This is a genomic window from Pseudomonas sp. FSL R10-1339, from assembly GCF_009600545.1.
Classification (GTDB): Bacteria; Pseudomonadota; Gammaproteobacteria; order Pseudomonadales; family Pseudomonadaceae; genus Aquipseudomonas; species Aquipseudomonas bubulae.
In genome coordinates, this window is record NZ_WIVQ01000209.1 from 1 (window position 1) to 1,681 (window position 1,681).

Genomic DNA, 1,681 nt, shown 5'->3' on the forward strand with positions numbered 1-1,681 from the left:
GCCCGGGCCGGGGCGCAGGGGTAGGGGTCGGGGTCGGGGCAGCCGCTGCCGGTACAGGTGCGCTGTAGCTGGACATGCGCCTGTTGCTGCGCGAGATGCTGTGTACTTTTTCACACAGCATCTGTTTGACCTTCTCGGGGTTACGCGAGATGTCTTCAAAGTTTTTCGGCAGAAAATCCACCGCCCCGGCGTCCAGCGCATCGAGGGTCACGCGGGCACCCTCGTGGGTCAGCGAGGAGAACATCAACACCGGGGTCGGGCAGCGCTGCATGATATGGCGCACGGCAGTGATGCCATCCATCATCGGCATCTCGTAATCCATGGTGATCACGTCCGGCTTGAGCGCCAGCGCCTGATCAATCGCTTCCTTGCCGTTGGTGGCGGTGCCGATCACTTGAATCGTCGGGTCAGCCGACAGAATTTCCGAGACACGACGGCGGAAAAAACCGGAATCATCCACCACCAGGACCTTGACTACCATAAACACTCCGTTAGGCGGTACGGGGCACGAGCCCCGAGGCACCAGAATCAAATACGCCGTGATGCGTAATGCTTGAGCATGCTCGGAACATCCAGAATCAAGGCAATACGACCATCACCGGTGATGGTGGCACCCGACATGCCTGGCGTGCCCTGGAGCATCTTGCCCAAAGGCTTGATCACCACTTCTTCCTGGCCGACCAGTTGATCGACCACAAAACCGATGCGCTGGGTGCCGATCGAGAGAATCACCACATGCCCTTCGCGCTGCTCTTCGTGTGCAGCAGATGCCACCAGCCAGCGCTTGAGGTAGAACAGCGGCAGTGCCTTGTCGCGCACGATCACCACTTCCTGACCGTCGACCACGTTGGTGCGCGACAGGTCGAGGTGGAAGATTTCGTTGACGTTGACCAGCGGGAAAGCAAACGCCTGATTACCCAGCATCACCATCAGGGTCGGCATAATGGCCAGGGTCAGGGGCACCTTGATGACGATTTTTGAACCACGGCCCAGGGCCGACTCGATACTCAGCGAACCATTGAGCTGGGCAATCTTGGTTTTCACCACGTCCATGCCCACGCCACGCCCGGACACATCGCTGATTTCGGTCTTGGTCGAAAAGCCCGGGGCAAAGATCAGGTTGTAGCAGTCGTTTTCGCTCAGGCGATCGGCCGCATCCTTGTCCATCAAGCCTTTTTTCACCGCCAGGGAACGCAGGAAATTGGCGTCCATGCCTTTGCCATCGTCAGAGATCGACAGCAGGATATGGTCGCCCTCCTGCTCGGCGGACAGGATCACCCGACCACAGCTCGGCTTGCCGGCAGCGGCGCGTTCTTCCGGGGTTTCGCAGCCGTGGTCGACGGCGTTGCGCACCAGGTGGACCAGCGGGTCGGCCAGGGCCTCGACGAGGTTTTTGTCCAGGTCGGTCTCTTCGCCCACCAGCTCCAGGCTGATTTCTTTTTTCAGCTGCCGTGCCAGGTCCCGTACCAGGCGCGGGAAGCGGCCGAAAACTTTCTTGATCGGCTGCATCCGCGTTTTCATCACCGCGGTTTGCAGGTCGGCGGTGACCACGTCGAGGTTGGACAGTGCCTTGGCCATCTCCTCGTCATGACTGTTCAGGCCCAGGCGCACCAGACGGTTACGCACCAGCACCAGTTCGCCGACCATATTCATGATGTCATCGAGCCGCGCGGTATCGACG

The 1,681-nt window shown here is 60.0% G+C and carries 2 protein-coding genes; both read right to left on the reverse strand.

Annotated features, from left to right (window positions below; all coding sequences use genetic code 11):
• On the reverse strand, positions 1-481 hold a 481-nt coding region (locus tag GHO03_RS24390; protein ID WP_153400679.1), incomplete at its 3' end, for a response regulator.
• A 47-nt stretch (positions 482-528) separates the two neighbouring features.
• Positions 529-1,681: chemotaxis protein CheA (locus GHO03_RS24395; RefSeq protein WP_178110377.1), on the reverse strand; the 1,153-nt coding region annotated here is incomplete at its 5' end.